Annotated in this window: 18 protein-coding genes; 7 read left to right on the top strand and 11 right to left on the bottom strand. The window is 70.6% G+C overall.

What is annotated here, in order from left to right; all coding sequences use genetic code 11:
- Positions 1-303: 303 nt before the first annotated feature.
- Complete coding sequence (locus AC3WQY_RS18255) at positions 304-927, bottom strand: hypothetical protein (protein ID WP_492709916.1); 624 nt, start codon at positions 925-927, stop codon at positions 304-306.
- Between the two features lie 128 nt (positions 928-1,055).
- Here AC3WQY_RS18255 and AC3WQY_RS18250 point away from each other — a divergent pair, with 128 nt between their 5' ends.
- The gene (locus AC3WQY_RS18250) at positions 1,056-2,339 is read left to right on the top strand and encodes a glycosyltransferase family 4 protein (protein ID WP_492709914.1); all 1,284 of its coding nucleotides are present in this window, start codon (positions 1,056-1,058) and stop codon (positions 2,337-2,339) included.
- On the opposite strand, the gene lplT is transcribed toward AC3WQY_RS18250, so the two are convergent.
- A complete protein-coding gene (gene lplT, locus AC3WQY_RS18245) occupies positions 2,304-3,536 on the bottom strand; it encodes a lysophospholipid transporter LplT (protein ID WP_492709919.1) in 1,233 nt (410 codons plus the stop codon). The two genes, AC3WQY_RS18250 and lplT, sit on opposite strands and share 36 nt — an antisense overlap.
- A 94-nt stretch (positions 3,537-3,630) precedes the next feature.
- Here lplT and AC3WQY_RS18240 point away from each other — a divergent pair, with 94 nt between their 5' ends.
- Positions 3,631-4,650, top strand: coding sequence for a transporter (locus AC3WQY_RS18240; RefSeq protein ID WP_285233649.1), 1,020 nt, complete (start codon positions 3,631-3,633; stop codon positions 4,648-4,650).
- A 13-nt stretch (positions 4,651-4,663) separates the two neighbouring features.
- On the opposite strand, the gene AC3WQY_RS18235 is transcribed toward AC3WQY_RS18240, so the two are convergent.
- Entirely contained in the window at positions 4,664-5,296 is a 633-nt protein-coding gene (locus AC3WQY_RS18235) for a TetR/AcrR family transcriptional regulator (protein WP_285233650.1), read from the bottom strand.
- Positions 5,297-5,572: 276 nt separating this feature from the next.
- Between AC3WQY_RS18235 and AC3WQY_RS18230 the strand changes: the two genes are divergently transcribed.
- The 3 genes from AC3WQY_RS18230 to AC3WQY_RS18220 are packed head-to-tail and all read left to right on the top strand — an operon-like array spanning position 5,573 to position 11,472.
- Positions 5,573-6,811 (top strand): efflux RND transporter periplasmic adaptor subunit, encoded by a 1,239-nt coding sequence (locus AC3WQY_RS18230; RefSeq protein WP_285233651.1) that lies wholly within the window; start codon positions 5,573-5,575, stop codon positions 6,809-6,811.
- 19 nt (positions 6,812-6,830) lie between these two features.
- A complete protein-coding gene (locus AC3WQY_RS18225; RefSeq protein ID WP_285233652.1) occupies positions 6,831-10,088 on the top strand; it encodes an efflux RND transporter permease subunit in 3,258 nt (1,085 codons plus the stop codon).
- 10 nt (positions 10,089-10,098) lie between these two features.
- A complete protein-coding gene (locus AC3WQY_RS18220) occupies positions 10,099-11,472 on the top strand; it encodes an efflux transporter outer membrane subunit (RefSeq protein ID WP_285233653.1) in 1,374 nt (457 codons plus the stop codon).
- Positions 11,473-11,480: 8 nt separating this feature from the next.
- On the opposite strand, the gene AC3WQY_RS18215 is transcribed toward AC3WQY_RS18220, so the two are convergent.
- The 4 genes from AC3WQY_RS18215 to AC3WQY_RS18200 form a co-directional block, all read right to left on the bottom strand.
- Positions 11,481-14,099, bottom strand: a complete 2,619-nt coding sequence (locus tag AC3WQY_RS18215) for a helix-turn-helix transcriptional regulator (protein ID WP_492709912.1) — start codon at positions 14,097-14,099, stop codon at positions 11,481-11,483.
- A gap of 32 nt (positions 14,100-14,131) precedes the next feature.
- Complete coding sequence (locus AC3WQY_RS18210; protein WP_492709911.1) at positions 14,132-15,283, bottom strand: lactonase family protein; 1,152 nt, start codon at positions 15,281-15,283, stop codon at positions 14,132-14,134.
- Positions 15,284-15,465: 182 nt separating this feature from the next.
- A complete protein-coding gene (locus AC3WQY_RS18205; RefSeq protein ID WP_285233656.1) occupies positions 15,466-15,699 on the bottom strand; it encodes a DUF2789 domain-containing protein in 234 nt (77 codons plus the stop codon).
- 16 nt (positions 15,700-15,715) lie between these two features.
- Complete coding sequence (locus AC3WQY_RS18200; protein WP_285233657.1) at positions 15,716-16,147, bottom strand: acyl-CoA thioesterase; 432 nt, start codon at positions 16,145-16,147, stop codon at positions 15,716-15,718.
- A 135-nt stretch (positions 16,148-16,282) separates the two neighbouring features.
- Here AC3WQY_RS18200 and AC3WQY_RS18195 point away from each other — a divergent pair, with 135 nt between their 5' ends.
- Both AC3WQY_RS18195 and AC3WQY_RS18190 read left to right on the top strand, forming a co-directional pair.
- Positions 16,283-17,656, top strand: coding sequence for a toll/interleukin-1 receptor domain-containing protein (locus AC3WQY_RS18195; protein WP_492709909.1), 1,374 nt, complete (start codon positions 16,283-16,285; stop codon positions 17,654-17,656).
- 1 nt (position 17,657) lies between these two features.
- On the top strand, positions 17,658-19,580 hold the full coding sequence (locus tag AC3WQY_RS18190) for an nSTAND1 domain-containing NTPase (protein ID WP_492709908.1): 1,923 nt from the start codon (positions 17,658-17,660) through the stop codon (positions 19,578-19,580).
- A gap of 10 nt (positions 19,581-19,590) precedes the next feature.
- Here AC3WQY_RS18190 and AC3WQY_RS18185 read toward each other — a convergent pair whose 3' ends face one another.
- The 4 genes from AC3WQY_RS18185 to AC3WQY_RS18170 all read right to left on the bottom strand — a co-directional run bounded on the left by AC3WQY_RS18185 (position 19,591) and on the right by AC3WQY_RS18170 (position 24,446).
- Positions 19,591-20,163, bottom strand: a complete 573-nt coding sequence (locus AC3WQY_RS18185) for a hypothetical protein (protein WP_285233660.1) — start codon at positions 20,161-20,163, stop codon at positions 19,591-19,593.
- Between the two features lie 33 nt (positions 20,164-20,196).
- The gene (locus AC3WQY_RS18180) at positions 20,197-21,384 is read right to left on the bottom strand and encodes a TIGR04552 family protein (RefSeq protein ID WP_492709907.1); all 1,188 of its coding nucleotides are present in this window, start codon (positions 21,382-21,384) and stop codon (positions 20,197-20,199) included.
- A 66-nt stretch (positions 21,385-21,450) separates the two neighbouring features.
- Positions 21,451-21,825, bottom strand: a complete 375-nt coding sequence (locus AC3WQY_RS18175; RefSeq protein ID WP_492709906.1) for a cupin domain-containing protein — start codon at positions 21,823-21,825, stop codon at positions 21,451-21,453.
- 11 nt (positions 21,826-21,836) lie between these two features.
- Positions 21,837-24,446, bottom strand: coding sequence for a TonB-dependent receptor domain-containing protein (locus AC3WQY_RS18170; RefSeq protein ID WP_492709905.1), 2,610 nt, complete (start codon positions 24,444-24,446; stop codon positions 21,837-21,839).
- Positions 24,447-24,591: the final 145 nt, after the last annotated feature.

The raw sequence follows: 24,591 nt of genomic DNA, 5'->3' as shown, positions 1-24,591 counted from the left end.
TCGCTGCCTCATGTCCAACACTCCTTCGGCCTGATCGGCCCCTAGTGTGTTGCGTCGACCGATTGAATCCGCCCTGCGAAGCAGTCGTCGAGCCTGCCAGCCCAGCCGACTGGATTGGTTCGACAACGCCAACTCCAAGATTCCCGCCGCAAAGATTCGGCCCCAGCTGACCGGCCGGTCCGCAGCATGGCAAGCTGGATGGCAGCACCGCGCTTGGCACCGCTCCGTGAAGCCGGCTCCCGGCCGCAAAGGGCCATAACAGCGCAGGCTTGTCCGACGCCTGCGCATCGCACCCGCCTGTCTTTACTGCCCCTGCCGTGCATGCCTCATCGGGTCGATCAGCTCTCCCTTCAGCAGGTGGAGCGGCGCCTTGCGGTAGAGCCAGATATCGTGGAAGGGGTCGCTGAGGATCTTGCACATCCACACCAGGCCGGTTTGCACATCCTTGAGGATGAAGAGATGCAGGGTGCGGAACAGCAGGCCGCCCGCCCCCAGCCACAGCCACAACCAGCCCAGCTGGTGCAGCCATTCGTTGGCATTGGTGGCCGGTGCAAACAGGCCGAACAGGCCCGGCTGCAGATAGAGCGCCAGCGGTGCCGCCACCCACAGCGCCATCAGCACCACCTTGCGCTGCAGGTTGTAGCCCACCTTGATCTCTTCCTTGTACTCGTGCGTGGCCTGGTTGACCTCGTCGTAGCCGCGCGGCTCGAAGAAGAAATGGCCGGCCTGGCGCGAACTCATCGAGACCAGCCAGGCCAGCAGCGCGGCCGCCGCCGGGTCGACCAGCAGCAGCGCATAGGCGGCCACAAAGCTCAGCGCGCTGAGCAGATGCAGGCTCTGGTTGATGCGGCTGTGGTGGTAGTAGCGGTGGTCGTCCCAGCGCTGGGTGGCCAGCGCCTGTGTGAATGAAGGAGTCTTGTGCGTCACCTGGTGTCCTCTGCTTGTCGTGACGCGATGGTGACCAGGGCCGGTGAAATTTCGGTGACGCCACGGTGCGGCGTTCGGCTCAGCCCGTACGTCACGCTACTGTTGCAATCGCCGCCCATGATGGCCTCATGATGATGCCGATCAAGCCCGCCGCCGATGCCGAGATCGAGGTCGATGAACTGCCGCCGCAGCAGCGCTGCCTGCGCGTGGCCATCGTCACCGAGACCTACCCACCCGAGGTCAACGGCGTGGCGCGCACCGTCGCTTGTGTGGTGGAGGGCCTGCGTGCGCGCAACCATGGAGTGCAGCTGATACGCCCGCGCCAGGCCAAGCCCGACGCCGGCGAGGCGCCGGGCAGCGGCGGCGACGAAGAGCGCTTCCACGAGGTGCTGATGCGCGGCCTGCCGATCCCGCGCTATCCGCATCTGCGCATGGGCATGGTGTCCAAGAAGACGCTGGTGAAGCTCTGGACGCTGCGCCGGCCCGACCTCGTGCACATCGCCACCGAGGGGCCGATGGGCTGGTCGGCGCTGCAGGCGGCGCGCTATCTGAAGCTGCCGGTCTGCTCGGACTTCCGCACCAACTTCCATGCCTACAGCAAGCATTACGGCATCGGCTGGCTGCACAAGCCCATCATGGGTTATCTGCGCAAGTTCCATAACCACACCCAGTGCACCATGGTGCCGGACGCGGGCCTGCGCCGCGAGCTGCAGGCGCTGGGTTTCCAGGGCGTGAACGTGGTGGCGCGCGGGGTCGACACCGCCCTCTTCAACCCGGCACGGCGCAGCGAGGCCTTGCGCGCCGCATGGGGCGTGGCGCCCCATGATCCGGTGGTCGTGCATGTGGGCCGGCTCGCGCCCGAGAAGAATCTGGGCACCCTGGTGGAGGCCTTCGAGGCCTTCCAGCGCCTGCAGCCGCGCGCCCGCCTGGTGCTGGTGGGCGACGGGCCGGCGCGCCGCGAGCTGCAGGCGCGCCTGCCCGGCGCCATCTTCGCCGGCATGCGCCATGGCGAGGACCTGGCCGCCCATTACGCCAGCGGCGATCTCTTCATCTTCCCCAGCATCACCGAGACCTTCGGCAACGTCACGCCCGAGGCCATGGCCAGCGGCTTGGCCGTGCTGGCCTATGACTACGCCGCCGCCTCGCAGCTGGTGCAGCCGGGCCTGAACGGCCAGCTCGCCCCGTTCGGCCACAGCCCCGAGTTCCTGCGCCAGGCGGTGGTGCTGGCCGAAAAAGACCCGGCCGCGCTGCGCCGCATGGGCCAGGCCGCACGCCAGACCGCCGAAGCTCTGAGCTGGGACAGCATCATCGGCAGCATCGAAGCGATCTACGGCTCGCTCGTCGACGGCCGGCCGCTGCCGCAACCGCAGGAGGGCTCAGTGCGGGGCCAGGTCTTGCCCCAAGCGGTCTGAGGCGCCGCGGCGTTTCAGCGTCAGCAGCAGCAGCGCCAGCATCGCCAGCGCGATCAGGCTGCCGAACACCGTCATCAGCGGCAGCAGCGGCGTGTCCAGCGCCAGCGCGCCGGCATAGGCGGCCAGCATCACGAGGATGCTGAGGTTCTCGTTATAGCCCTGCACGGCGATCGAGCGGCCGGCCGTCAGCAGCTGGTAGCCGCGCTGCTGCAGCAGTGCATTCATCGGCACCACCAGCAGCCCGCCCACCGCGCCCACCCCCATCAGCATCGGCCAGGCCAGCGCCAGGCGGTCCACCCAGGTCATCGCCACCAGCAGCAGGCCCAGCAGCACGCCCAGCGGCAGCACGCGCGCGGCCCGGCTCATGGGTACCAGGCGGCCGGCCAGGGCGGCGCCGGCCACCACGCCCACCGCCACCACCGCCTGCAGATAGGCGCCCTGGTCCAGGCGCAGGTTCAATACCTGCTGGGCCCAGCGCAGCACCGCGAACTGCAGGGTCGCGCCCACGCCCCAGAACAGGGTGGTGACGGCCAGTGAGAGCCCGCCCTCGGCATCGCGCCAGAGCTTGCGGTTGGCGGCCATGAACTCGCGCAGCAGCAGGCGCGGCCGGCGCGAACAGGCCGGGTAGCGCGCGCCGCTGTCGCCCAGGCCCAGCTGCAGCAGCGCCGCCAGGCCATAGGTCAGCAGCAGCAAGGCCAGTGCGGCATGCAGCGGCTGGGCAAGACCTGACACCAGCGCGCCGAACCAGGCGCTCACCAGCGCCCCGCCCAGCACCGTGCCCAACAGGGCCGCACTCACCACCGAGACCTCGATCCAGCCGTTCGCCGCCACCAGCTGGCGCGCCGGCACCAGCTCGGTGATGAGGCCGTACTTGGCCGGCGCATAGGCCGCTGCGCCCAGGCCCACCAGCGCGAACGCGGCGACCGGATGCAGGCCGGCGAACAGGGCCAGCACGCCCAGGGTCTTGAGGCCGTTCATCCAGGCCATCAGCCTGGCCTTGGGCATGGCATCGGCGAGCGGCCCGACAAAGGGCGCCAGCAGCACATAGGAGATCGTGAAGGAGAACTTCAGGAGCGGCGCCCACCAGCCGGGCTGGCCCTGGGCCTGCAGCAGGGCAATGGTGACGATCAGCAGGGCGTTGTCGGCCAGCGCCGACGCGAACTGGGCCGCGATCAGCAGGTGGAAACCGGGCGGCAGTTGTGACGGGCAGCGGGCGGCAGGCATGGGCCGATTGAGCCAGCCCCGCATGCCAGGCTGATGACAGTCACACAAGCTGCATAGACTGCGCGCGATGAACACGACCCCTGCCAGCTACGGCGCCAGCCCCGACGGCCTGATCTGCGGTTACCGCTTCGAGCCCGGCCAGCCCGGCACGGCGATCGACACCGACGCGGCGCTGCAATGGCTGCGCCGGAGCGAGCCCGCCGCCGGCTTTGTGTGGCTGCACTTCAATCTCGCCCATGGCGCCAGCCTGGCCTGGCTGCAGGCCCATACCGGCCTGCCCGAGGACTTCTACCAGGGCCTGCGCGAGGGTTCGCGCTCCACCCGCATCGCCCGCCATGGCGAGCATCTGCTGGGCGTGATCAACGACGTCACCTTCGACTTCAGCTTCGACCCCGAGGACGTGGCCACGCTGTGGCTGAGCCTGGAGGCCGGCCTGGTGATCACGGCGCGCAAGCATCCGCTGCGTTCGGTGGACCGGCTGCGCGCCGCCGCCAAGGCCGGCGAGGCGCTGGCCACGCCGCTGGCCCTGCTGGAGCATCTGCTCTCCGACCAGGCCGACGAGCTGCAGCACATCGTGCGCACCGCCAGCGATCGGGTCGACGACATCGAGGACGAGCTGCTGGCGCGCCGCCGCCTGCAGGGCAGCGATGAACTGCCGCGCCTGCGTCGCCTCTCGGTGCGCCTGCAGCGCCTGCTGGCGCCCGAGCCGGGCGCGCTCCTGCGCGTGGTGGCGAATCCGCCGCGCTGGGTGAATGCGGCCGATCACGACAGCCTGCGGCGCGTCAACGACGAGTTTGCGGTGGTGCTGCGCGACATCGCCTCGCTGCACGAACGCGTCAAGCTGCTGCAGGACGAGGCGGCGGCGCGCGTGGCCGAGGAGAACAACCGCAGCCTCTTCACCCTCACCATGGTGACCGTGCTGGCCCTGCCCATCAACCTGATCGCCGGCCTGATGGGCATGAATGTGGGCGGCATCCCGCTGGGCGAGCACCCGCACGGCTTCTGGCTGGTGCTGGGCCTGATTCTGGGTTTCACCGCCCTGCTGGGCTGGGTGGTGGTGCGGCGGCTGCGCGCCGGCCAGGGCTGAGGCGGGCCCCGGTTCAGCCCGGCGCCGGCCAGGCCCGCATGGCCGCGGCCGCGGTGGCCATCAGGGTCTCGCGGCTGGCGCCGTCGGCGGCCTGCATGGACATGCCGCGCAGCACCGCGACGTAGAAATTGCTCAGCGCCACCGCGTCGGTGCCGGCCGGCAGCTCGCCGCTCGTGATGCCCTGCTCGATGCGGCAGCGCATGCCCTCGTCGGCCTCGGCGCGGCGCTTGGACAGGGCCGCCTGGATATGGGCCGAGGCCTCGGTGCAGTTGGTGGCCGCCATCGTCATCATGCAGCCCTTGGGATGGCAGGGCCGGGTCAGTTCCTCGGCCGATTCCTCCAGGCAGCGCTGGATCGCCAGGAAGGCGCTGGGCTCCTCGCGCAGGGCCCGCATATAGCCGCCACCGGGGCCGCTGGCATAGCGCTCGATGGCCTCCAGGAACAGGCGCTCCTTGTCGCCAAAGGCGGTGTAGAGGCTGGGGGCGGTGATGCCCATGGCGGCGGTCAGTTCGCTGATGGAAGCGGCTTCGTAACCACGCCGCCAGAACACGTGCATGGCCTGCTCCAGCGCCTGCTCGCGGTCGAATGACAAAGGCCGGCCACGGGGCTTGCAGGCCTTGGCGCAGGGGTCTTTGTTGATTTCCATAGCGATCGATAATAAATGTCTTGACGCCTAAAAACAAGGCGACTACATTCCAGCCCATAAACCGTAATGGTCGTTACGGAATCATGAACGGGGAGTTTGCATGTTCGCCATTGTCGTCCCTGCGCGCGGTCGTTGTTGACCCTGCGGCCCGCCGTGCCCTGAAGCCCATTTCGCCGGCACGCTGAACCCTTTCGCACCCTTTGTTCGCCGGAGTCGCGTGACCCCGGTGCAGCCGCCGCTTTGTCCAAAAAAATCCCTGCCCTGGAGTCAGTCACCATGTCTTCACAACACCACGCCACCCAAAGCAAGCGCCGCCTCTGGCTGGCCGGCTCGGCCTTCACCGCGCTGACCGCCCTCACCGCCATCTCGGCCGCCATCGTCGGCCTGAGCCCCGCCGAGGCCGAAGCACCGCCGGCCGCGCCGCCCGCCACCCCGGTCTCGGTGGCCACGGTGCAGGCCTCGGAAGTCGCCACCTGGGACGAGTTCTCCGGCCGCCTGGAGGCGGTGGAGCGCGTCGAGCTGCGTCCGCGCGTGCCGGGCACGGTGCAGACGGTGCATTTCCGCGAGGGCGCGCTGGTGCGCCAGGGCGATCTGCTCATCAGCCTGGACCCGGCGCCCTATGCCGCCGAGGTGGAGCGCGCCGAGGCCCAGGTGGCCGCCGCCAAGGCGCGCGCGCTCTACACCGCCAGCGATGTGGCGCGCGCCAGGGCGCTGTGGGCCGAACAGGCGATTGCCCAGCGCGAGTTGGACGAGCGCAGCAATGCGCAGCGCGAGGCCGATGCCAATCTGCGCGCCGCCCAGGCCGGCCTGCAGGCCGCCAGGCTCAACCTCGGCTACACGCAGCTGCGGGCGCCGGTGGCCGGGCGCGTCGGCCGCCTGGAGATCACGGTGGGCAACCAGGTCGCCGCCGGCCCCAGCGCGCCCCTGCTCACCACCCTGGTGTCGGTGAGCCCGATCTACGCCAGCTTCGACGCCGACGAGCAGGTCATCGCCAAGGCGCTGGGCCAGCGCAAGCAGCTGGAGCGCATCCCCGTGCAGATGGGCACCATGGGCGCCGAGGGCACGCCGCTGGAGGGCCGGCTGCAGCTGATCGACAACCAGGTCAATGCCAGGAGCGGCACGGTGCGCGTGCGCGCCCTGTTCGACAACCAGGACGGCAGCCTGATGCCCGGCCAGTTCGCGCGCCTGCGCATGGGCCAGGCCGGCAAGACCTCGGCCCTGCTCGTCAACGAGCGCGCCGTCGGCACCGACCAGAGCAAGCGCTTCGTCTTCGTGGTGGGGGCCGACAACAAGGCCGAGTACCGCGAGGTCAAGCTGGGCGCGGCGGTGGATACGAAGAGCGGGCTGCGCATCGTCAGCGCCGGGCTGAAGGCGCAGGAGCGCATCGTCGTGAACGGCTTGCAGCGCGTGCGCCCCGGCGCGGCGCTGGCCCCCACCCTGGTGGCGATGGATGCCAAGCCCGAGCTGCAGGCCAAGACCAAGCCGGCTGCGCCCGCAGCCGGCGAGAAGAGCTGAGCCGCAGGAGCACATCCACATGAATCTCTCCAAATTCTTCATCGACCGGCCGATCTTTGCCGGCGTGCTCTCGGTGCTGATGCTGCTGGCCGGCCTGATCGCCGTGCGCGGCCTGCCGATCTCCGAGTATCCCGAGGTGGTGCCGCCCTCGGTGGTGGTGCGCGCCCAGTACCCGGGCGCCAACCCCAAGGTGATTGCCGAGACCGTGGCCACACCGCTGGAGGAGGCGCTCAACGGCGTGGAAGGCATGCTCTATATGGGCAGCCAGGCCACCACCGACGGGCTGATGACGCTCACCGTCACCTTCAAGCTCGGCACCGACCCCGACAAGGCCCAGCAGCTGGTGCAGAACCGCGTCTCGCAGGCCGAGCCGCGCCTGCCCGAGGAGGTCAAGCGCCTGGGCGTCACCACCATCAAGAGCTCGCCCGACCTGACCATGGTGGTGCACCTGCTCTCGCCCAGCGGCCGCTACGACATGACCTATCTGCGCAATTACGCGCTCCTTAACGTCAAGGACCGGCTGGCACGCCTGCAGGGCGTGGGTGATGTGCAGCTGTTCGGCTCGGGCGACTACGCGATGCGCGTCTGGCTCGATCCGCAGAAGGTGGCCCAGCATGGGCTCTCGGCCGGCGATGTGGTGGCCGCGATCCGCAGCCAGAACATCCAGGCCGCCGCCGGCGTCGTCGGCGCCTCGCCCGGCCTGGCGGGCGTGGACACGCAGCTCTCCATCAACGCGCAAGGCCGCCTGCAGAACGAGGAGGAGTTCGGCGACATCATCGTCAAGACCGAGGCCGCAAATGGGTCCACGGCAATCACCCGCCTGCGCGAACTCGGCCGCATCGAGCTGGGCGCCTCGGGCTATGCGCTGCGCTCGCTGCTCGACAACAAGGACGCGGTGGCCGTGCCGATCTTTGCCGCGCCCGGCTCCAACGCGATCCAGATCTCCGACCAGGTGCGCGCCACCATGGCCGAGATCAAGACCCATATGCCCGAGGGCGTCGAGTACTCGATCGTCTACGACCCCACCCAGTTCGTGCGCGCCTCCATCGAGTCGGTGGTGCACACCCTGCTGGAGGCCGTGGCCCTGGTGGTGCTGGTGGTGATCCTGTTCCTGCAGACCTGGCGCGCCTCCATCATCCCGCTGCTGGCGGTGCCGGTGTCGGTGGTGGGCACTTTTGCCGTCATGCATCTGTTCGGCTTCTCGATCAATGCGCTGAGCCTGTTCGGCCTGGTGCTGGCAATCGGCATCGTGGTGGACGACGCCATCGTGGTGGTGGAGAACGTCGAGCGCAATATCGAGGCGGGCCTCTCCCCGCGCGACGCCACCTACCGCGCCATGCGCGAAGTGTCCGGCCCCATCATCGCGATCGCGCTGGTGCTGGTGGCGGTGTTCGTGCCGCTGGCCTTCATCAGCGGCCTCACCGGCCAGTTCTACCGCCAGTTCGCACTGACGATCGCGATCTCGACGGTGATCTCGGCGATCAACTCGCTGACGCTCTCGCCCGCCCTCGCCGCCCTGCTGCTGCGCGGCCACGACGCGCCCAAGGATGCGCTGACGCGCGCCATGGACCGCCTGCTGGGCCGCTTCTTCGCCGGCTTCAACCGCCTCTTCAAGCGCGGCTCCGAGGCCTATGGCGGCGGCGTGCAGCGCGCCATCGCGCGCAAGGGCGCGATGCTGGCCCTCTATGCCGGCCTGGCCCTGCTGACCGTGGGCCTGTTCAAGGCCGTGCCCGGCGGCTTCGTGCCGGCGCAGGACAAGCAGTACCTGATCGGCTTTGCCCAGCTGCCCGATGGCGCCACGCTGGACCGCACCGAGGACGTGGTGCGCCGCATGAACGACATCACGCTCAAGACGCCTGGCGTCGAGCATGCGGTGGCCTTCCCGGGCCTGTCGATCAACGGCTTCACCAACAGCTCCAACTCCGGCATCGTGTTCGCCACCCTGAAGCCGTTTGAAGAGCGCAAGGGCAAGGGCCTCAGCGCCGGCGAGATCGCCGGCGCGCTGAATGCGCAGTACGGCCAGATCCAGGACGCCTTCATCGTCATGTTCCCGCCCCCACCGGTGCAGGGCCTGGGCACCACCGGCGGCTTCAAGCTGCAGCTGGAAGACCGCGGCGGCCTCGGCTACGAGGCGCTGGACCAGGCCGTCAAGGCCTTCATGGCCAAGGCCTACCAGAGCAAGGAGCTGGCCGGCATGTTCTCCAGCTACCAGGTCAATGTGCCCCAGCTCTATGCCGACATCGACCGCAGCAAGGCGCGCCAGCTGGGCGTGGCGGTGACCGACATCTTCGACACCATGCAGATCTACCTCGGCAGCCTGTATGTGAACGACTTCAACAAGTTCGGCCGTACCTATTCGGTGCGCGTGCAGGCCGATGCGGCCTACCGCGCGCGCGCCGAGGACGTGGGCCAGCTGAAGGTGCGCTCGGCCAGCGGCGAGATGGTGCCGCTGGCGGCGCTGATGAAGGTGCAGCATGCGGTGGGCCCGGAGCGCGCGATGCGCTACAACGGCTTCCTCTCGGCCGACATCAACGGCGGCCCGGCCGCGGGCTTCAGCTCGGGCCAGGCCCAGGACGCCATCAAGCGCATCGCCGCCGAGACCCTGCCACCCGGCATCAGCTATGAGTGGACCGAGCTGACCTACCAGGAGATCCTGGCCGGCAACTCGGCGCTGTGGGTGTTCCCGCTCGCCATCCTCTTGGTGTTCCTGGTGCTGGCCGCGCAGTACGAGAGCCTGACCCTGCCGCTCGCCATCCTGCTGATCGTGCCGATGGGCCTGCTGGCCGCGATGACCGGGGTCTGGCTCACCAAGGGCGACAACAATGTCTTCACCCAGATCGGCCTGATGGTGCTGGTGGGGCTGTCGGCCAAGAACGCGATCCTGATCGTCGAGTTCGCGCGCGAGCTCGAGTTCGCCGGCCACACGCCGCTGGCCGCGGCGATCGAGGCGGCGCGCCTGCGCCTGCGCCCCATCCTGATGACCTCGATGGCCTTCGTGATGGGTGTGCTGCCGCTGGTGCTGGCCAGCGGTGCGGGCTCGGAGATGCGCTCGGCGATGGGGGTGGCGGTGTTCGCCGGCATGATTGGCGTGACCGCCTTCGGCCTCTTCCTCACCCCGGTGTTCTATGTGACGCTGCGCCGCCTCACGGGCAACCGCCCGCTCAAGCTGCATGGCGAGGTGCCGCATCTGGAGGCCTTTGCCGGCACGCCGGAGCTGCATCTCAGCGCTGGCGATGCCCGGCCCCTGCCGGCCGCACCGCGCCACCCAATCGACTGAGGAGCCCATCATGAGAAACAGACTAACGCCCTTGTTGTCGGCCCTGCTGCTGGCCGGCTGCGCCAACCTCGCCGTGCTCGAGCCCCATGCCATGCCGGCCACGCCGGCCGCCTTCGCGCATGCCGGCGCGGCCGGCCAGCCCAGCGCTGCGGCAGACGCCTGGTGGCAGGCCTTTGGCGACCCGCGGCTCGACGCCCTGACCGAACGCGCGCTGGCCCACAACACCAGCATCCAGCAGGCGGCCGCGCGCCTGGCCCAGGCCCGCGCACTCCTGCGCAACAGCGATGCGGCGCGTGCGCCGCAGCTCAATGTGAACGCGGGCGCCGCGCGCCAGGGTGGCGATGCCGCACGCGCCACCGGCACCGCCGGCACCCAGCTCACCGCCGGTGTGAGCCTGGCCTACGAGATCGATGTGATGGGCCGGCTCAGCCAGGCCAGCCAGGCCGCCAGCCTGGACGCGCAGGCGCGCGAGGCCCTGCTGCAGGCCACCCGGCTGCTGGTGCAGAGCGATGTGGCGCAGGCCTATTTCGCGCTGCGCGCGCTCGACGCCGAACGCGCGCTGATGCGCGACACCGTGGCCGCCTACCAAGCCACGCTGCTGCTCACCGAGAAGCGCCACGCCGCCGGCGACATCGCTGAGCTGGACGTGGTGCGGGTGCGCACCGAGGTGGCGGCCACCCAGGCACAGGCGGTCGCGCTGGAACGCCGCCGCGCCGAGCTGCTGCATGCGCTGGCGCTGCTGGCCGGCGAGCTGCCTGGCAGCCTGGAACTCGCCGAAGCCACCTGGCCCGAGGCCCTGCCGCAAATCCCCGCCGGCCTGCCCAGCACGGTGCTGGCGCGCCGCCCCGATGTGCAGGCGGCGCAAGCCAGCCTGCGGGCCGCGCAGGCGCGCCTGGGCGTGGCGCAGAAGGCCTGGTTCCCCAGCCTGGCGCTCACCGCCTCGGCGGGCGGCGCCTCGCCCGAGCTCTCTGATCTGTTCAAGTCATCGGCCGGGCTGTGGGGCCTCAACGCGCTGCTGAACCTGCCGCTGCTGGACGGTGGCCGGCGCGCGGCCGGCGTGGAGAGCGCGGCGGCCCAGGCCGATGCCGCCGCGGCCAGCTACCGCGAGCAGGTCCTGCAGGCCTTCAAGGAGGTGGAGGACCAGCTCGTCGCGCTGCAGACCCTGGCCGAGCAGGCGCAGCTGCAGGCGCGGGCGGTGAGCTCGGCCACGCGCGCGCTGCAGCTCTCGGACGCGCGCTACCGCAACGGCCTGGTGAGCCAGCTGGAGCTGCTGGACGCGCGCCGCAGCGAGCTGAGCCTGCGCCGCCAGGCCCTGCAGCTGCGCGCCGCGCAGTACCAGGCCACGGTGGGCCTGGTGAAGGCGCTGGGCGGCGGCTGGGGCTGAGCCCAGCCTCAGTCGCGCGCCTGCGTCAGCCACCAGGCCGCGGCCTGGCCACGGCTGGCCAGGCCCAGCTTGGTGAGGATGTTGGCGACATGGCGCTTGACGGTGTGCGGGCTCAGGTCCAGCTCGCGCGCGATCAGCTTGTTGGCCGTGCCACGGGCCATCAGGGCCAGCACCTCCTGCTCGCGCGCGCTGAGGCCCTCGGTCGCGGCCGGCATGGCCGCGGCCGCCGGCGCCGGGCTGGCGGGCTCGCCCCAGGCGCGCAGCTGCGCCAGCGCCGCGGCGGGCAGCGCATCGCCCCAGGCCAGCGCGGCCAGCTCGCGCAGGGCCGCCAGCGCGAACAGCGCGCCGCCGGGCTGGGCCTCCGCCAGGCAGGGCAGCAGCAGGCTGGCGGCCGCCGCCTGCTGCTGGCGCCGCGCCAGCAGCAGGGCCAGGCGCACGCGCACCTCGGCCACCTGGCCATACAGGTCGAGCGCGTTCTCGTCGCCGAGCGCCTCGCGCCAGCAGGCCTCGGCCTCGGCAAAGCGACCCTGCAGCCAGGCCAGGCTGCCGCGCAGGCCCCAGAGCGGATGCAGGCGCTGCGGCGTGGTGTCGCTCAACACGGGGCTCAGCGCATCCAGGCGCTGCAGGCGTTCGGCCAGGCCGGCCGCATCCGCGCAGCTGGCCGAGATGCGCGCCGCCAGGAACAGGCTGTGCCACATGCCCCAGTCGCCATAGCCGCGCGGGTGCTCCTGCAGGCGCTGCCGCATCTGCGCCAGCGCCTGCTCATGCTCGCCCTGCAGCAGCGCCAGCACGGCGCGCAGGGCCAGGCCATGGTGGCGCGCGATCGCCTGCTCGCCGGTCCATTGCGCATCGGCCTCGGCGCGCGCCAGCAGTTGGCGGGCATCGTCCAGCCGGCCCTGCCAGGTCTGCAACCAGGCCTGCGTCAACAGCGCCAGGCCGCGCAACGGCAGCGGCTGGTCGCCCACCACCGCCAGCGCGCCCTCGGCCCAGCGCGCCAGCCAGGGCGAGATGCCGCGACACAGGGTCTGGCGCGGCGGCGGCACGGTGGCAAACCACAGGCCCGGCTCGAGCTGGCGCTCCAGCTGCTTCACCAGCTCGGCAAAGGCCGGCGCCACCGCGTTGAAGTGGCAGGATTCCAGCGCCAGCCAGGTGCGCGCCAGCGCCAGCGCGGCCTGGGTCTCGAGATCGTCGCGGCCCGCCGCCTCGATGCCGGCCTCCGGCTCGGCCACCAGCTCGCCGGCCTGCGCCAGGCGCCCCAGCGCCACCAGGGTGATGGCACGGTGGGCGCGGGCACGGCCGGCCTGCAGCGTCGCGCCGCGCGCGCTGAACAGGCGCTCGGCCAGGGCCAGATGGTGCTCGGCCTGGCGGCTTTCCCAGCTGGCCCAGTCCACCATGCCCTGCACACGCTGCAGCTCGGCGCTGCTGGCGGCCAGGTCGGCCGGGAACTGCTGGCACAGGCGCCGCAGGATCTCAACCCCGCCGCGCTGCGGCGCGATGCCGGGGGCGGCCTCCAGCAGGGCCGCGGCCGCCTGTTGGTGAGCGCCGGCGGCCAGCATCAGGCCCTGCCGGCGCACCGCATCGGTCTCCACCGCGGCGGCGCGCAGCAGCAGCGCCGCCTCGTCCTGCGGGCGCTCCTGGCGCAGGCGGTGGCGCAGCGCATCGCGGAACAGGTCGTGCAGGCGCAGCGTCGGTTGCGCCTCGTCGATCAGCACCGCGAACAGACCCTGGCGCTGGATCGCCTCCAGCCAGCGCGCCGGCCGCGCCTCGCCGCTGACGGCGGCACAGCGCGCCGGGTCCAGCTCCTGCAGCACCGAGGTGTCGAGCAGGAAGCGGCGCAGCTGCGGGTCCAGGCCCTCCAGCACCTCGCTGGTGAGCAGCTCGAAGGCGGCGCGGTCGATGCTGGCCTCGCTGCGCGGCTCGCCGCTGAGGGCGCCGCTGAGCGCCAGCCGCAAGCCGGCCGGCCAGCCGGCGCTGCGCGCATGCAGCTGGCGCGCCGCCGCCTCGCCGAGGCCCGCGGCGCACAGCAGCTCGCAGCTCTCGGCCTCGCTGAAACGCAGCTGGGCCTCGCCAAACTCCACCAGCGCGCCGCTGCCGCGCAGCCGCGCCAGCCGCAGCGCCGGCGCCTGGCGCGCCGTCATCGCGAGGCTCCAGCGCGGGCTCAGGTATTGCAGCAGCAGGTCCAGAAAGCGCAGCACCGGCTCGCTGGCCAGGTGCTGCACATCGTCCAGCGCGATCACGCCATGCGGCGCCTCGCAGGCATCCAGCGCATTCGCCAGCGCCGCCACCAGCTCGGGCAGGGCCTCGCCGCGGCCAGCCAGGTCCAGCAGATGCTCGGGCGCGACGCGCCAGGGCGGGTCGTAGGGCTCCAGCGCACTGAGCAGGCATTCGATCAGCTGGCGCAGCTCGTCGCCCGCCTCCAGCGAGACCCAGACGCGCGCCCAGTCGGCCGGCTGCTGCTCCAGCACGCGCGCCAGCAAGGCGGTCTTGCCAAAGCCGGCGGGCGCGCTGAGCAGCACCGCCTGCGCTTCGCCCAGGGCCTGGGCCAGCAATTGCTCCAGGGCCGGGCGGGCCAGCAGGGTGGCGCCACGCAGGCGCGGGGGGCGGATCTTGGAAGCCGGGATCACCATGCCCGGATCTTAAGAGCCCCCGCGATGCCGCCTCAGTTCGCCGCCAGCCCCGCCGAGCCCATCGGCAGCCCGCCCACCGCACCCAGCGGCATCAGCGCGCCGTCGTGGCCGATCTTGAACGAGACGATCTGCAGGGCGCGCGAGGCCAGCACATGCAGCTGCTGGCCGTCCGGCGTGGCCGCGGCGTCGAGCGCGCCGGCGTTGGTGCCGGTGAGCCCGGCCTGCGCCGCCATCAGGCTGATCGCGCCCTGGGGGCCGATGGCATAGCTGCTGATGCTGCTGCTGCCGGCGTTGGAGACATAGGCATAACGCCCATTGGGCGTGACCGCCACCCAGCAGGCCGCGGTCTGGGTGGTGGGCACGGCGCCGCTCACCAGCTGCGGGCCCTTGAAGGGATGCTCGCCGAGGCGGTAGGACGAGACCGAGCTGGCGCCGGCGGCGCCGCCCTGGGCCTCGCTGACGATCAGCTGGTCGCGCTGCGTGACGGCAAAGCCGAAGGGCGTCTGGCCGGCCGAGGGGGTGAGCAGGCGTGCGCCCAGGCTGCCATCGCGGCGCACCGGGTAGGAGGTGAGGACATTGGTGGCGCGCTCGCTCACCACCAGCACATCGCCGTCATGGTCGAAGCCGAGCTGGCCGGGTGCGGTGCCGCCCGCGGCCGAGAGGCCGCGCACGCCATCGGCCAGCGGGCTGAGCATGCCGCGCTGGTTGCGGAAGCCCGCCACATTGCCGCTGCCGCCGGCGTTCAGCACATAGACCAGGCCGTCGTTCTCGGCCACGCTGGTGGGATTGAGGCCGCCCGAATCGACCACCGAGCGCAGCACCAGGCCGGCATGGCCCAGCTCGAAGGTCGAGAGCGTGTTGGAGCGCGCGTTCACCACGAACAGGTAGCGGCCGCTGCTGCTGAGCGTGACGGCGCCCTGCGAACCCAGGCCGGCGCCGCTGCCCAGGCCCTGGGTGGGCACGCGGCCCATCAGGGTGGCCGGACCGGCGGCGGCGCGGGCATAGACCAGCACCTCGTTGCCGCTGGCGGCATTGGTGCTGGTGAAGATCTTGCCGTGGCGCAGGCCACCATCGCCGTCGGCGTCATGGTGGGCCAGGGCGGGTGCGGCCAGGCCGGCGGCGGCCAGGCCCAGGCTCAGCAGGCGGACGAAACGGCGGCGCTGAAGAAGAGCAGTGATTTGCATAGGGGTCTCCGATGGGTGGGGCTGCAGGGCAGGCTGCCGTGCATGCATGCTTGCCGGTAGCAAGCGCCCCGGCCACCGTCGGTCGCCCCGGGTCATCGGATCCTTACGAGTGCACGCGCCACGCAAACCGGTGACAGCGCGGGCGTAATGAAAACGCCGCCGTCACGACTAAGGCGCGGGGATCAGGCGCGCAGCGCGGCGTTCAGCTGGTCCACCACCTCGGCCCAATCGGCATCGCCGGCCAGCTCCTCGCGCAGCAGCGTGGCCTGGGCGGGGCTCCAGAACGGCGCATCGGCCAGCAGCATGGCGGGCGGCAGCGGCGCATGCGTGCGCACGAAGCCGGCGATCGCGGCCGCGTCATTGGGCAGGCCCAGCTGTGCAAACAGTTCGGAAAAACGGTGGAAGGACTTATCCATGATGAGTGCACTCCTCTCAGGCCACCACAGCCGCCAGGTAGATATCGCAGAACGCCTCGGGCATGCGCCTTGCGCGCCCGCTGCTCAGCTCGATGCACACCAGCTCCCAGCGGCCGCGCAGCACGGTGGCGCCATCGTGGTCACGCCGCAGCTGGAAGCGGCGCTCCATCGTCAGCTTGCCGTCGCTGGCCGTCAACCAGGTGGCGAGGGTCAGGTCTTCACCCAGCAGGGTGGGCAGCAGATAGTCGTAGCTGCCCTGGCGTATCGCCATCGCGCGGTCCAGCCGCCGGTAGTCGTCCAGGCTCAGGCCCAGCGCCTCCGAATGGGCCCAGGCCACCTGCTCGCACCATTGCACATAGACGGCGTTGTTGGTGTGGTTCAGGCCGTCGATATGTCCGGGCTGCGGGCGCAGCGCCTGGGTGAAGGGCTGCGGAAGGTCCCAGTCCATGGTGATGCTCGAGCTGTCTCACAGGCCTCCATTGGAACCGATTGCGCGCGCGCCATGTGGCGGGGCGGCCCACCCCTAGTTTGTCGAGCGCCCGGAGGGCCTGCCGGGCCGCAGGGCCATGCGAGACTGGCCGCCATGACCGAACAAGACTGGAAGCGGCTGCTGCGCCAGGTGCGTGAGGGCTTGGTGGTCCCGGTGGTGGGCTCGGAACTGCTGCGGGACGAGGCCGGCCACAACCTGCTCAGCCTGGCCGCGCAGCGCCTGCTGCAGGGTTACGGGCTACAAGCCGCCGAGCCCGAGCTGGCGCCCTTTCTGGCGCTGCCGCGCGCGGTGGCCCAGGTCCATCTGATGTGCCAGACCGATCTGCAGGACCTGTATGCCGAGGCGCACGACGCGCTGGAGGCGGTGCTGAGCGAGCACCAGTACCAGGCGCCCGTCGCCCTGCAGCAGCTGGCCGAGATCAGCGACTTCAAGCTCTGGGTCAGCGCCACCCCGGATGATCTGCTGGCGCGCTGCCTGCGCCAGCGCGGCGCGCTCACCGAGGTGGTGCACGCGCCCAAGCTGCCCACCAATGAATGGCAGGACCTGCCGCCGGACTGGTCCAGCCGCGGCGGTGCCCACCTGCTCTATCTGTTCGGCCGCGCGCGCGCCGCGCCGCTGTTTGCCGCGCATGAAGAGGACGTGCTGGAGTACGCGCACAACATCCTGACGCGGGGCAGCCAGGTGCCCACCGCCTTTCTGGGCGCGCTGCAGGAACGCAGCCTGCTGCTGCTGGGCTGCAGCTTCCCCGACTGGCTGGGCCGCTTCCTGCTGCGCGTCACCAACAAGAGCCGGCTGTCGGAGAAGACCAAGCGCGAATGGCTGGTCGACCGCCCCGATGCCGAGCAAGGCGGGCTGACGCATTTCCTGCGCGCCTACAGCCGCGACACCGAGCTGTTCAGCGATCTCGAGCCCAGCGCCTTCGTGGCCGAGCTGCACCGCCGCTGGAAGCTGGAGCAGGCCGCGCCCAAGCCCGCCAGCCTGCCCAACCCTGCCGAACCGCCACCGGCCGCGGTGTTCTTCGTCAGCTACTCGCGCGGCAGCGACCAGGCCGCCGCCCAGGCCCTGGTGCAGACCCTGCGCGACCTCGGCGCCAGCGGCCCCGCGGATGTCTGGTTCGACACTAGCACGCTGGAGCCGGGCGACCACTTCGCGCAGCGCATCTTCGACGGCATCGCCGGCTGCCGCTACTTTGTGCCGCTGATCTCGCGCGGCGCCGAGGCACGCGACGAGGCCTTTGTGTTCCGCGAGTGGCGGCGCGCCAACGAACGCGCCGAGGGCATGAACCGCGACTTCATCCTGCCCCTGATCGTCGACGCGGAGTTCCAGCCCGAGCGGCTCTCGCATGTGATCAGCCGCGGCTGGCGCGAGCACCTCGACCTCGGCCATGCGCCCGGCGGCCTGCCCAATGAGCGCACCCGCCAGCGCCTGGAGCGCCTGTTGCGCGAATCGCGCCGCCCGCTGGTCTGATATGCAGAACCCCGCCCTCGACGCCCAGCATCCCTGGCCCGGCCTCGCCGCCTACGACGAGGCCGGTGCACCCTTCTTCAAGGGCCGCGACCCGGAGGCGCTGCAGCTGCTGCAGCTGGTCAAGCTGGCGCCGGTGGTGGCGCTGTACGGGCGCTCGGGCCTGGGCAAGAGCTCGCTGCTGCGCGCCGGCCTGTTCCCGCGCCTGCGCGAGGCCGGCTACCTGCCGGTCTATATCCGCCTCGACCACCGCGCCGATGCCGCCAGCGTGCTGGAGCAGATCGCCCTGTGCCTGGAGGCGGAAATCAGCGCCCGCCAGCTGCATGCGCCGCCGCGCGCGCCGGGTGAATCGCTGTGGCACTGGCTGCACCGCAAGGATTTCGAACTCTGGACCGCCGACAACTGGCCGCGCATACCGGTGCTGGTGCTGGACCAGTTCGAGGAGCTGTTCGCCCATGCCAGCGGCGCGCGCCTGCAGGGCGTGCTGGCGGCGCTGGCCGATCTGGTGGAGAACCGCCTGAGCGCCGAGGTGGCCGGCCAGCGCGACGCCCTGCAGGGGCTGGACAGCCTGAGCCAGCGCTACCGCCTGCTGTTCTCCTTCCGCGAGGACTATCTGCCCGAGCTGCGCGCCTGGGCCCAGCATGTCCCCTCGCTGCTGCGCCACGAGCTGCGCCTGGAGCCGATGCGCGCCGAACGCGCCGAGCAGGCGGTGGCCGAGGCCGGCGGCGCGCTGCTGGCGCCCGGGGCTGCCGCGGCGATCGCGCGCTTCGTCGGCGAGCAGAGCGCCGGCCAGGGCCATGATGCGGTGGAGCCGGTGCTGCTGAGCCTCACCTGCGCGCAGCTGGCGGCGCGCCGCCAGGGCGCGCTGGTGGACCAGGCCCTGCTCGACAGCATCGGCCACGACATCCTGGAAGGCTATTACCGCGATGCGCTCGCCGGTCAGCCCGAGTCCCTGCACCGCTTCATCGAGGACCATCTGCTGCAGGGCAGCCGCACGCGCGGCAGCTATGCCAAGGCCGAGGCGCTGGCCCAGGGCTTCATCACCGAGGCCCAGCTGGAGGCGCTGACCTCGCAATGGCGGCTGCTGCGCGTGGAAAGCCTGGGCCATGTGGACCGCATCGAGCTGATCCACGACCGCCTGGTGGATGTGGTGCGGCTGGCGCGCGACCGCCGCGTGGCGCAGCAGGCGGCCGAGCAGGCGCGCGCGGAACAGCTGCGCCTGGCCGAGCTGGAGAACGCACAGCGCCTGCGCCGGCGCAGCCAGCTGGCGCTGCTGATGGCGGCACTGGCCGGCGGCACGGCGATCTGGGCCGTCAGCAAGAAGGAGGCGCTGGAGACCAGCATCGCCAACGAGGCGAAGGCCAGGCGCGAGGCCGAGGCCGCCGAGGCACAACGTCAGAGCCTGCAGGCCGAGGCCGAACGCAAGCGCCTGGCCGAGCAGCAGGCACGGCGCGCCGAGTACGGCTGGATCGCCGAGCCCGCCGACGCCGGCGAGCAGGCGCGGCTGCAGCGCGTCAGCGACCAGGCCCACCAGGCCATCAAGCGCATCGACCAGTCGACCACGCCCGCCGATGTCGAGCGCCGCCGCGCCACCACGGTGGAAGTCTGGACCAAGGAGCTGGACGAGACGCGCGTCAAGGTGGGGCTGTTCACGCTGGGCTTCCAGGTCGTCAGCCGCGCCGGCAGGGTCACCGACATCGCCACCAACATCGTCTGGTACGGCCAGGCCGCGGCCCGCGAGGATGTGCAGCTGGTGGCGCTGGCGCTGCTGCGCTCGGGCGTGCAGCTGCGCGCGGTGCGGCCGATGCCGGTGGAGCTGGCGCGCAGCCGCTCGGCCTGGATACAGGTGGGCGCCGACCATGGCGTGCAGGAGCGCGCGCCGCTGGCCGTCGAGGCCGTGGCCTCGGGCAGCGGCATCGAGACCTGAGCCGGGGCCCTCAGCCCTCCACCACCATCTCGCGCTCGAACAGTTCCAGCGCCGCCTTGCCGACCTGCTGGGTGTCGTACCAGGCATAGGCGCTCACGCCGGCCGCCCCGACCAACGGCATCCAGCGCGCCACGCTCTTGCCGAGCGCGCGTTCGCTGAGCTTGAGGCCGATGCTGGTGGCGATCTGCTTGAGCACGGCCGTGGTGGCGGGCCGCACCAGCACGCGCTCGCCCACGCGCACGATCAGGTCGCGCAGGCCTTGGGCCGCGGTATGGCGGAACAGGCAGTAAAGCATCTGCGCCTGGCCCAGCTCGGCGCTACGGCCATACAGCGCCGCGATGTCCGCCACCAGCTGCGCCTGGATGCGCCACACCGCCATCATCTCGGGCAGGATGGTCAGCCAGCCCAGCGGCCCGGGCGGCAGGGCCAGCGCACCGGCGGCCGCGGCGGCCTTGGCGGCCGCCTGCTGACCCAGCTTGCGCGCCGCCACGGCAGGGTGGGCGCTGGCGGGCTGGGTGGAGTCGGGGCGCTGTGCCACCAGGGCGAGCACGGCGGTGGCGAGGCGGCTATCGGGCTGGGACATGGGGGCGATGGGCTGGCCGAGGCGGCGAAGCCCTCAGTGTGCCAGCAGCCAATCCAGCAACTCGGCCCCCAGCACGCGCCGCCGCGCGCTCTCCACCTGGCGGCGCTTGTAGGCCTCGTGGCTGGCCGCGCCCTGCTGGCTCTTCTCGAAGCTGGCGCCATCCAGCAGCTGGATTTCATAGGCGAAGAAGAAGCTGGTGCCGCCGCCGTTGGCGATCGGGCCTTCGGTGCCCTCCTCCGCGGCGCTGCTGCTCTCGGGCGGCAGGCCCAGCGCCGCCGCCGGCAGGTGGATCATCTTGCGCACCGTCAGCTGGATGCTCTGGAAGTCCGCCGCGCTGTGCGGGTTGTCGCGCTGGGTCTGCTGCTGCGAGATGCGCGCCAGCTCGCGGTCCATCTGCTGCAGCACCAGTTGCGGATAGCCCTGGCAGCGGTCGATCTCGGCGCGGTGGCAGTTGAACACCTCCTTGGCGGCGCACAGATCGACCAGGGTGTTGCGCACGCGGCTGATCTCCAGATTGGTCAGCGTCACCAGATGCGCGCGGCGCAGCAGGTCCAGCGCCAGCAGGCATTCGATGCGCGTGTTGAGTGTCAGGCGCACGCCCAGGTGGTCGTGGATGTCGGCGGCCACGTACTCGGGCTTTTGCAGCAGCTTGACCAGGATGCTGTGGCGCCCTTTGTTGCGTTTGCGGTCCACATGCAGCAGGGGCAGGCAGATCAGGCCGTCGGTCAGGTACTGCTGCTCGCCCTCGACCTGCAGCACCGCGTCCAGGCCGGCGAACACCTGCTGGCGGATCGCGTTGAAGTGGCGCAGCTTGAGGTTGTTGTCGATGTAGAACAGGCCGTGCATGACCTTGAGCAGGGCGCAGGCCCACAGCCGCGTCGGCTCGAAGCGATGCGCGCGCTGCGAGGCCAGCACCAGCAGGCGCAGCGGGTCGGTGTCGTCCTCCAGCTCGGCGGGCAGCAGCCCCTGTTGATCGGGGCCGAGGAACTGCGCCCGCACAAAGGCGATCGCCTCGCGCTGGATGCCGCGCAGATAGTCCAGCACGCCGGGCTGGTCGATGTCGTAGCCGTACTCGCGCGCGAACTGGCGCGCATCCCCCAGATTGCGCAGCGCCAGGGCCCCCATATCGATCACCGACACGCCACGCGTGATCGCATCCAGATAGGTCCAGTTCAGCGAGAAGCGCTGCTGCGTCTTCAGCGTGGCCTGCAACTCGTCCATGGGGCTTGGTGGTAGCGCTGTGCCGAGCATACGCCTGCGGCACAGCGCCCGCCACGCCCCCGGAACTCAGGCCGCGGGCTCGAAGCCGAAGGCCCGCTCGTGCACATAGACGAGCTTGCAGTCCTCCAGGTAGCGGGCGTCATGGATGCGGCCGGCCGCCACATAGCCGGTCTGGCCGGCCTGCAGCGTGACCGGCTCGCCATCCGGCCGCAGCGCTCCGCCCTCGCGGCGGTAGAACTGGATGCGCATGCGGCCCTCCACCACCACGGTCATGTCGTGGCCGGGGTGGCTGTGCGGCGGCTCGCTGCTGCCGGCCTGCCAGCGCTCCAGCATCACCTCCACGCCGTCGGGGTTGGCGGGCACGCAGGTGCGCAGGGTGAAGCCCGGCGGCGTGCCGGGCGCGCTGACGTGGTGGTCCCAGATAGGACTTTGCTGCGACATCGTCAATCTCCTCAGAAGCTGTAGGTGGCCGAGATCTGGGCGTTGCGGCCCAGGATGGGGCGCGCGTAGTAATAGTCGCTGCCCGCCGGCGCCTGCACAAAGCCCGAGCGTGGGTTGCCCTCGGTCAGGCCGATGGTGTTGGTGAGGTTGCGCACCGCAGCGTTGAGCGTGAGCTGCGGCGTGATCTCGTAGCGCAGGCTGAGGTTGATGGTCTTGTAGGCCGGCAGCTTCACCGAGTTGGAGACATCGGCATAGCGCATGCCGATGTAATGCCAGGCCAGGCTCAGCTCGCCCTTGTTGTCGTTGAAGTAGACGCTGGGCGCGATGGTGTAGTTCAGATTGGGCGTGCGCTCGGGGCGGTTGCCGTTCCAGCCGGTGGCCTCCTTCAGCAGCGCGTCGAGATCGGCGCCCGAGCCGCGCACCACGCGCAGGTTGTTGACCGTGAACTTGGATCGCTGCACCACGCCGGTGGCGTTGAACTCGAACCAGTTGATCGGCCGCCAGCTCAGCTCGAACTCCAGGCCCTTGGCATTCACGCCCTGCAGCATCTCGATCTGGGCGTTGTCCACCTCGGCGCCGTTGGGATCGCCCTTGAAGTCGGCCTTGTAGAAGGTCAGCGTGCCCGAGTAGTTCCGGCCCTGCATGCGCATGCCCAGTTCGGCAAACTGGATCTTGGTCACCGGCAGCTCGCCGGTGGACTGATAACTCTTGGCAAAGCGGCCGTAGAGCGCGATGTTGTCGTTCAGCAGGTAGTTGCCGCCGATGGTCCAGGAGGGTTCGTTCCAGTCGTTGCGCACGGCGGTGTACTGCCCGTTGGTGGGATAGGCGAAATAGTTGTTGGCAATGATGTTGTCCACATCGCAGGCCGCATCGCCCAGCGCGGCGCGGTCGCAGCCGGGCTTGAAGGCGCCGGGGATGGGCGTGAACTCGTCATAGCCGGCCTGCTGGCCGCGGTAGCGGAAGCTCTCCAGGCGCACGCCCGCATCCAGGCGCAGCTTGGAGCTGAGCTTGAACTCGTCGTTCAGGTAGTAGGAGAGCGAGCGGGTGCGCGCGTTGCTCAGGCCATCGCCCCAGGTCGAGTACTCGCGTACGCCGTTCTCGGTGTAGGAGCCCACCACCTTGCCGCTGGGGTCCAGCGCCACCAGATCGACGCGGCGCGCGTGGTTGCGCACATCGCTGACAAAGCGCGCCGTGGCCGGGCTGCCGCCCTCGCTCTTCACATTGAAGGCCAAGAGGCCCAGGGCCAGGCTGTTGTCGGGCGTGTTCCAGCTCAGGCGCATATCGTTCACCACCTCACGATTGAGCTGCTTGTCGGCCTGCAGCACGTTGTCGGAGAGCAGGCCGTTGCCGTTGAGCGCATTCAGCTGCGCGGGCGTGGAGAGCACCTCGCCGGTGGAGACGATGCGGATGGCCGGCGTGCAGGCGCCGCCGCAGGCCGGGCCGAAGCGGTCCAGCATCTCCTGCACATAGCCGAACTTGGCCGGGTTGAGGCGGTCCACCGCGGGGCGCAGGCTGTTGTTGCTGGACGAGAACACCACGCTGGCGGTCACGTCGGCATCGGTGTAGCGGCCCTTGGACGAGAACTTCCACTCCGGCGCGAGGTTCTTCTCGAAGCTGTAGCCAATGGCCGTGGCCTTGACGTGGTAGCCGTCGCGCGAGTCCTCGAGCTGGCTGAAGCTGCCGGGCACGAGCGAGGTGCGCACGTTCTGCACGCCGCTGTCCAGTCCGATCATGGTGCCGTAGTTGGCGTCCAGGCCCGGCAGGCTGCGCGGCTTGTCCTTGCCCACCACCGGGATGGGCAGGTAGAAGGTGTTGTGGTCGTTCACCGCCTTCAGGTTGACGCTCCACTCGCCGCCGTCGATCTGCTTGCCGAGATGGGCGCGCACCGTGCCGCCGAAGTTGGCGGTGAACTCGGGGTTGCGCACGCCATCGTCGCGGCGATAGAAGCCCGAGACGCCGCCGAACCAGCCGTCGCCCAGCCCGCCGGCGTAGCGCAGATCGACGCGGCGCTGGTTGTAGTCCGACAGGGTGAGGCGCGCCGCGCCCTCGGGCGCGCCCTTGTTGCGATAGGTCAGGAAGTTGATGGTGGCGCCGGCGCCGTTGGTGGTGAGGATGGCCGAGGTGCCGCCGCGCACCGCCTCCATGCGGTCCAGCCCCAGCTCCTGGTGCAAGAGGCCATCGGCCGTCCAGCTCGGGTAGTAGAAGACCGGCAGGCCGTCTTCCTGCAGCTGCACCCAGCGCTGGTTGCCGCCGGACATGCCGCGCACCGAGTAGTTGTTAGACATCTCGCCGCCCGAGGCCTCCACATACATGCCGGGGATCAGCTCCATCGCCTCGGCGGTGGAATGCGGCGCCTTGCGGTCCAGCGCCTCGCGGTCGGCCAGGGTCACCGCCACCGAGGATTCGCGCACCGTGCGGATGCCGGTGCTGCCGGTCACCACCACGCGATCCAGCTGGTTGGCGGCTTCCTCTTTGCTTTTCTTGTCTGCGGCCGGCTCGCCTTGCGCCATCGCTGACAGCATCGTCAGCTGCAGCAGCGCCCCGGCCAGGCAGGTGGCACGCAGCTTGAAACGATTCAATTCCTGGCCGCGTTGCGGCCGCACGTTGCTCTTCTTCGTCATGCTCTTGTCTCCGTTGTTGTAGCGATCAGATGGCGGGCAAAGCGAAGCCCCTGCAGGGCCGAAAGAATCGGCCTCGCATGCATGCTTCGATGGGGACGGTCGCGCCCAGCCCCGGGCGCGCCGTTGTCGGGTTATGGCGGCGGGC

The sequence above is a fragment of the Roseateles sp. FW301-B2 genome, from assembly GCF_058788955.1.
The sequence above is the reverse complement of the archived record's forward strand: the minus strand, read 5'-3'. Positions and strand labels throughout refer to the sequence as shown.

Excerpts from the sequence above, each read along its gene's own strand:
- AC3WQY_RS18240 (WP_285233649.1), top strand. The coding sequence starts at position 3,631 with ATGAACACGACCCCTGCCAGCTACGGCGCCAGCCCCGACGGCCTGATC.
- AC3WQY_RS18170 (WP_492709905.1), bottom strand. The coding sequence starts at position 24,446 with ATGACGAAGAAGAGCAACGTGCGGCCGCAACGCGGCCAGGAATTGAAT.
- AC3WQY_RS18195 (WP_492709909.1), top strand. The coding sequence starts at position 16,283 with ATGACCGAACAAGACTGGAAGCGGCTGCTGCGCCAGGTGCGTGAGGGC.
- AC3WQY_RS18230 (WP_285233651.1), top strand. The coding sequence starts at position 5,573 with ATGTCTTCACAACACCACGCCACCCAAAGCAAGCGCCGCCTCTGGCTG.
- AC3WQY_RS18175 (WP_492709906.1), bottom strand. The coding sequence starts at position 21,825 with ATGTCGCAGCAAAGTCCTATCTGGGACCACCACGTCAGCGCGCCCGGC.
- AC3WQY_RS18185 (WP_285233660.1), bottom strand. The coding sequence starts at position 20,163 with ATGTCCCAGCCCGATAGCCGCCTCGCCACCGCCGTGCTCGCCCTGGTG.
- AC3WQY_RS18205 (WP_285233656.1), bottom strand. The coding sequence starts at position 15,699 with ATGGATAAGTCCTTCCACCGTTTTTCCGAACTGTTTGCACAGCTGGGC.
- AC3WQY_RS18225 (WP_285233652.1), top strand. The coding sequence starts at position 6,831 with ATGAATCTCTCCAAATTCTTCATCGACCGGCCGATCTTTGCCGGCGTG.
- AC3WQY_RS18235 (WP_285233650.1), bottom strand. The coding sequence starts at position 5,296 with ATGGAAATCAACAAAGACCCCTGCGCCAAGGCCTGCAAGCCCCGTGGC.
- AC3WQY_RS18210 (WP_492709911.1), bottom strand. The coding sequence starts at position 15,283 with ATGCAAATCACTGCTCTTCTTCAGCGCCGCCGTTTCGTCCGCCTGCTG.
- AC3WQY_RS18220 (WP_285233653.1), top strand. The coding sequence starts at position 10,099 with ATGAGAAACAGACTAACGCCCTTGTTGTCGGCCCTGCTGCTGGCCGGC.
- AC3WQY_RS18200 (WP_285233657.1), bottom strand. The coding sequence starts at position 16,147 with ATGGACTGGGACCTTCCGCAGCCCTTCACCCAGGCGCTGCGCCCGCAG.
- AC3WQY_RS18190 (WP_492709908.1), top strand. The coding sequence starts at position 17,658 with ATGCAGAACCCCGCCCTCGACGCCCAGCATCCCTGGCCCGGCCTCGCC.
- AC3WQY_RS18180 (WP_492709907.1), bottom strand. The coding sequence starts at position 21,384 with ATGGACGAGTTGCAGGCCACGCTGAAGACGCAGCAGCGCTTCTCGCTG.
- AC3WQY_RS18250 (WP_492709914.1), top strand. The coding sequence starts at position 1,056 with ATGATGATGCCGATCAAGCCCGCCGCCGATGCCGAGATCGAGGTCGAT.
- AC3WQY_RS18215 (WP_492709912.1), bottom strand. The coding sequence starts at position 14,099 with ATGGTGATCCCGGCTTCCAAGATCCGCCCCCCGCGCCTGCGTGGCGCC.